The 5,995-nt window shown below is 31.6% G+C and carries 7 protein-coding genes; 1 reads left to right on the forward strand and 6 read right to left on the reverse strand.

What is annotated here, in order from left to right:
- Window positions 1-67: 67 nt before the first annotated feature.
- Entirely contained in the window at window positions 68-1,264 is a 1,197-nt protein-coding gene (locus SPD89_RS22290) for a hypothetical protein (protein ID WP_336264143.1), read from the reverse strand.
- An 18-nt stretch (window positions 1,265-1,282) separates the two neighbouring features.
- On the reverse strand, window positions 1,283-1,798 hold the full coding sequence (locus tag SPD89_RS22295; RefSeq protein WP_336264145.1) for a hypothetical protein: 516 nt from the start codon (window positions 1,796-1,798) through the stop codon (window positions 1,283-1,285).
- A 106-nt stretch (window positions 1,799-1,904) separates the two neighbouring features.
- Here SPD89_RS22295 and SPD89_RS22300 point away from each other — a divergent pair, with 106 nt between their 5' ends.
- A complete protein-coding gene (locus SPD89_RS22300) occupies window positions 1,905-3,200 on the forward strand; it encodes a DNA cytosine methyltransferase (protein ID WP_442961222.1) in 1,296 nt (431 codons plus the stop codon).
- Between the two features lie 674 nt (window positions 3,201-3,874).
- Here SPD89_RS22300 and SPD89_RS22305 read toward each other — a convergent pair.
- The 4 genes from SPD89_RS22305 to SPD89_RS22320 form a co-directional block, all read right to left on the reverse strand.
- Entirely contained in the window at window positions 3,875-4,243 is a 369-nt protein-coding gene (locus SPD89_RS22305) for a hypothetical protein (protein ID WP_336264147.1), read from the reverse strand.
- A 3-nt stretch (window positions 4,244-4,246) separates the two neighbouring features.
- Window positions 4,247-4,429, reverse strand: a complete 183-nt coding sequence (locus tag SPD89_RS22310; protein WP_336264148.1) for a hypothetical protein — start codon at window positions 4,427-4,429, stop codon at window positions 4,247-4,249.
- Window positions 4,430-4,592: 163 nt separating this feature from the next.
- Window positions 4,593-4,847 (reverse strand): helix-turn-helix domain-containing protein, encoded by a 255-nt coding sequence (locus SPD89_RS22315; protein WP_336264149.1) that lies wholly within the window; start codon window positions 4,845-4,847, stop codon window positions 4,593-4,595.
- Between the two features lie 16 nt (window positions 4,848-4,863).
- Window positions 4,864-5,226, reverse strand: a complete 363-nt coding sequence (locus tag SPD89_RS22320; RefSeq protein ID WP_336264150.1) for a sigma factor-like helix-turn-helix DNA-binding protein — start codon at window positions 5,224-5,226, stop codon at window positions 4,864-4,866.
- Between the last annotated feature and the right edge of the window lie 769 nt (window positions 5,227-5,995).

A 5,995-nucleotide genomic window follows, 5' to 3' on the forward strand; every position in this document is an offset into this window, starting at 1 on the left:
AAATAGCATCAGGGTTTCCAATTCCTGACATTGCTTTACTGTGTCACCTAACGGGTATACTTTTCTTCTAACCCATCATTTTGGTAACCCTATAATCACACGCTAACTTTAACGAAGACCATCCTTTACTTTGACTAGCACTAAACTTAACCCTTAATGTCAATTCTTCTTGTTCTTGATTCCAAAGCAAAGTTGTTTGAATTAAAGTAGGTGTTTTTGACAATACTCTTATCTCATCTTGAATTGTGTTATAATCCAAAATATAGCTTTCATTTTGAGCGTATATAGTAAGGACTACAGTTGAGTTTCCAAGTAAAGATATTATTCCTTTTTTCAACTTATCTTGTGGAGCTCGCACTAAATTTTCACCTAATGCCTCTGAAACTGTCTCCAAACTTTCTTGATGGCTTACTTCATTGTTGTTAAAACGCTCTTTAACTTTTTCAACAACCAATGCTAAGGATCCTATATCAAAATAGTGTGGTCCTAATATCTGACCTATACCCGGATTTTTTGTTGTAATTTTTGAATTCCTTTTCGCGATTGCTTTTAGTGAAAATGATTCTACAATATATTTTTTATCAACTTTCAAAATCAATTGTAAATCACTAGTGTCTAATCGATTTTGAATATAACTATCTCCGACTAATTGTATACTATCAATTTCATAATCATTATATTTCTTTTGTAAATATGTATATAGTTTGCTTATACTTATATTAGAAGCCAGCTTAATATCCATTAATTCCTTATGTGTTATTCTAGGTGCATATTTTATTAACATGTCAACAAACGATTGTTCATTTACTTGATTAACTTGTGAACTAGTTTTCAAAATTCTATAGTAAATCATTGCTTCATTACATTTGCCAATGGCATTACTTTTATTTTTTGTTTCTAGTTGCTTGTGTTCATTTATAATTCTTTCAAACTCTGAAATAGATTCCAAGTTTTCCTGAATCAATTTATCCTTTTCAGGGAAAGCTTCATAACTAGTCGCTAACTTTATTGACGAATTCGGACTACTTTCGAATTTAAATCTTAGAGTTAATGCTTCACTCCCCAACCGAATTCCAACTGTATCGTTACCTTTTTTATATATTTGCATCTCTTGACTAAAGTTAACATTTGACTTCCATTCCTCAACACTGAAACATTTGTTCTTATTCGTGTATCGTGTTATAATATTAACAGTATTCATAAGCATTAATTCATTAAAGGCATCTGCTATCCCAAACGCTCCACCATTATATTCATTTTTCAATAATTCAAAACAATATTCTCATAGTTCAAAAAGAAAACTCGAACGATATAGAGAAATTTCTTCCGTGAATTTCGGATAGTATTGTTTAACCATTTTTCTTAATATCGAAATACTATCATAAATTTTAGTTTTTTCTTTCTCCCCTACAACTTTGGTTAAAAATTCTTTATATGCTTTATTAAAGAAATCATTAAAATATAACTGCAGGTCTTTTGACTTAAAGTATTTTTTCAAAAAGCTTTTTGCTCCCAAATTCTTTGGTTGAACAGATGCTGTACCGCGTATTAAAAAGAGTTCTAACTTAATCTTTGTTTGGTCTCTTAAGTTAATAGTTAAATCCGGATGATCGTCGGGAATTGGCATATCATATTTATTTTGTACCGATTGGATATCTGGATACAAATTTAGTATATATTTAACAGTTTGTATAGTTGTATCATCATAGTCATCTAAGGTTTTATTCAATATTGTTCGATTCAATGCATCACTTACATTTAATACATGTTTTTTTCCAATAGTCGATGCTTTCTTCACATTCATCCCTCTAATCATAAGGTTTTTACATATTTGAAAAGTTCCATAATTTATTTAAGTGCTTTTTTCTAATTACACATGTTAAACTATATATTAGCTACTGGAGGTGCTCAAATTGAAAATTGCGAGCCGCGGAAGAGCGAAATACCGTCCCTTACAAAACTATGATAAATCAAAAGTAAAAGAATTACTAATGCGAAAAATACAACAAGAACAAGATAAGGTTAGCAAATTGCCCCATGAAGAGTTTTTTCCATTACATTATCGACATGACAAGCTAAATGTTGTTAGCTTATTTTCTGGGTGTGGGGGACTAGACCTTGGTCTAGAACTAGCAGGTCTAGATGTGGTTCTTGGTAAAGAAAAAGTTAATCAGTTATTAAAAAACAAACTAGATTTTATGAACCAAAGAGAAAAAAGTTTATTTCATACTATATATACGAATGATATTTTTAAAGAAGCAAATCAGTCATATCAACTAAACTTCCCTAAAACAATCTTACAACACGAGCGGGATATTAGAAAAATTAAAGACTTTCCTGATTGTAATATTGTGCTAGGCGGTTTTCCGTGCCCAGGATTCAGTGAAGCAGGACCGCGTTTAATTGATGATGAACGTAATTTCTTATACATTCATTTTATACGAAGTCTCATTCAAGCAAAACCACGTTTTTTCATTGCCGAAAATGTAAAAGGACTATTGACACTTGGAAAAGGAGAGGTTGTTAACCAAATCATTCAAGACTTTGAATCGGCTGGCTATAATGTAATATATAAATTAGTAAATGCTAGGGATTACGGGGTTCCTCAAATGCGTGAACGAGTTTTTATTATAGGTGTTCGAGATGATATGGATTTTAATTATGAATTTCCTGCTCCTACTCACGGAGAAGAACCTGGACTACAACCTTTTGTTACATTAAAAGACGCCATTTATGATTTAAAAGATAATCCAGGTGACTTTTTTGAAGGTAGTTTTTCTCCAATCTATTTATCTCGTAACCGTAAAAAGAATTGGAATGAGCAAAGTTTTACAATACAAGCCTCTGGAAGGCAAGCGCCTTTACATCCAGGAGGAGAGCCAATGAAGAAAATCACTGCTGATCATTGGATTTTGCCAGGCAATCAAGACGATCATCGAAGACTATCTATCAAAGAGATTGCACGCATACAAACTTTTCCAGATTGGTTTGAATTTTCAGATGGAAATAAACAGTCTATAAGTAAGAATGGAAGACTTGATAAAATTTACAAACAAATTGGTAATGCTGTACCTGTTGAACTTGCAAGAGCGATTTCAACCCCAATTGCTAGGTGGACAATGAAAAATCTTCATCTAGTAAAAGAAGATCATCATTCTAGTCCAAGACAATTAAACTTATTTGAACAAATTAACCTATGAAAAATCCTCTCACAAGGAGAGGATTAAATAAAATAGATAATGAAAAGGTTGCTATATAGGGACTTAATATATAAATGTCAAGATAAGGCTATCATCATTTATATAATAATCTTCGAACCGAAACTTGGAGTTAACTGCTTTAGTGTCATAGTTGTTTCAAGTCCTTCTCGCTCATATATTGAAGATTTAATTTCAGCTCAATACAAGTATTGTGCAAAGGTTTATTTTATGACATAAATAGGGTATACTTTATTTAGATGATCATAACATAATAAAAGACAAAGACCGTCCTGCTGGAAACATGGACGGTCGAGCGTGCAACAGCCCTTCAAGGGGGCAACTCGCAAACAAATTGGAAATAACTACTCTATTTGCTCGTTAGGCTCAAAGGGTGGTTATTTTCTTTTTTCAGATAATACAGAAACATTCGTTTCTATTTTAAAAGAAAATAAAAACGAGGTTTGCACTCAGACAAACCTCGTTTTTATTAATACTATTAATTGGACTTACATCATTCCCGGCATGCAATAGGGCTTTTTATATGTTTTTTTACTGTATCAATAACATTGATTTAATTGTATTTATAGAAAAATCGTTTCATACTTCATCTAGTATAATCATTTCATTTTTGCCCAATTGTTGCCCAATAATAAAAACCATAATAGCAATAAGTACTACCATGGTTCTTCTCCTGAGTCTAAAAATTCATTAATTTTTAATAGTGCATTTCTTAAATCAAAATCTACTAATTGACCAATATAATCATTTTTATCAAAAACATTTGCTTCAACAGTTGCAATGTTATTTGCTTTAACATATGATTCTTTATCTAAACCTGCATTTCTCCACTGGAATATAGGGGATTTCCATTTATCGTATTTACCTTCAAAATCCTTTATTTCTGCTCCCGTGATAGTTGCAAAAAATGCAATCATAGGAGTATCGCCATCAAAATCATAAATGACAACTGGCCTTGTTTCAACTTCAGACGTTTCAGGGTAAGTAACTGTTAGCCAATATACATCACCAACATTTAATTTCATGCTTTACTTTTTAAATTCTTCAAACCACTTAACTTGTTTAGGGTCTTTTGAATCGATCTTAACTTTCCCATTTACTGAATTTAAGTGTGGAATTCTTCTTGTATGATTTTTTGATTTTATGCTCTTTCTGAGTTCTGCTACAGTCATATCCTTATCCCCTTTGCTTCTTTTATCGTCATTATTCATACATATCACATCCTTACTTATATGTATGAATAGTATCGCTGACGATTGTCAATAAAATACCTATGTTTGAAAAACGTCTTTGAAAACATCTTGTACTTTAAGTATATCATCTTCATACTAAATGTAAACCTTATAAGGTTAAATGTGCATTGAATAACTCAATTTACACCTGATTGTTACTATGAACAGTTTTTTTCTCATTCTGTGGAAATTTTAAATCAGTTACATTATTCAAGTATGAAAAATCTTTATTTACATTCCTTTTCATGAAGTCCTCAAGTTCAAATGTAGATACCTTTAACCTTCCTAGTTTCAATGCCTTGAGATGGTCATGCCTAACAAGAGCATAAGCATCATTTTTACTTATACCTAATATCTCAGCTACTTCAGTTATGGCATGAAGTCTATTAACAGTCATTTGAAGTTTCCTCCCTCTAGTTACTATTATATCCACTTGTAACAGCTGCATCTATTTTACCTCTAACCCTATTTATGTACTTTTGAACAGATGATTTACTTATACCTAAAATATGGTCAGTATCTTTCATGCTCTTCTGGTGAATAACATGTAAGAAGAAACATTCTTTCTCTCTATTGGATAGCCCGGGAACAAGATCTTCTATAATTTCCCTATATGTTTCCTCAATTTGGATTATAGTTTTATCTCCTAAAAAGAAGTTCATAAGATCGGGTATAGTCTCTAATTGCTCTAAGTTATCAAACAATATACTACGTTCATCACCTTTACCAATCCAGTGTATTATCCTGGTCAAGTTATTTGATTTAATAGCAGTCATTTCCACGGGGAACAGCTCCTAACCTTTATATTAACTCAGTAGCGTTGCATAAAAATTTTCCTAGCTTGTCAAACATTTATATTTGGAATTAACTTCTAATCAATCAATTCATAGAATATTCAGACATCATTTATTTCTGTTTTAAGAAAAAAAGACAATGAGACTTAAAGGTAGCTCTTTTTCCATTTTTTTCAGTTATTTAAATGATAGGATCGTAGGTTAGATCATCCAAATGTGAAACATCTCCCAATTCATATTGTGCTAAGGTCTCTTCAAAGATACGTTGATGTTGAAGTCACCGTCGCCCCTTGGAAGATCGGTCTGGCTTCTTGAATAACTCGGAGATAAAAGTTGTAATTTTTTTGACCAATTAGTCAGTTACCCAATTCATCATTTCCAGTAGGGTTCCTTTATATCCTAGGTCGTTCTTCATGAGTATGTTTATCACGAGATAAATCTGATTAAATACAGCATTTTGGCTTTTACCGTAATTAGGTATTTTTTTGTATACCTTTTTTCATTTCAATAAAACTATTGAAAGTATTTCTAAACAAATAAGTTTACCTGTTAATTATGCCCTCCCTAACGAGATTGCAGAGTATAATAGTAAATGGAAAAGGACGCTTCCGACAAAACAATGAGTTTATTCGGAAACATCCTTGAAAAAATCAGTATTTAAAATAAATGTGATATTTTTGTGTTATTTTCACTAAAATCACAACTTTTTAAAGCTATACACATTGATACTTCAATGTTTTCAAGCTTGTTC

It is taken from the genome of Pseudogracilibacillus sp. SO30301A, from assembly GCF_037072025.1.
Lineage (GTDB): Bacteria > Bacillota > Bacilli > Bacillales > Amphibacillaceae > Pseudogracilibacillus.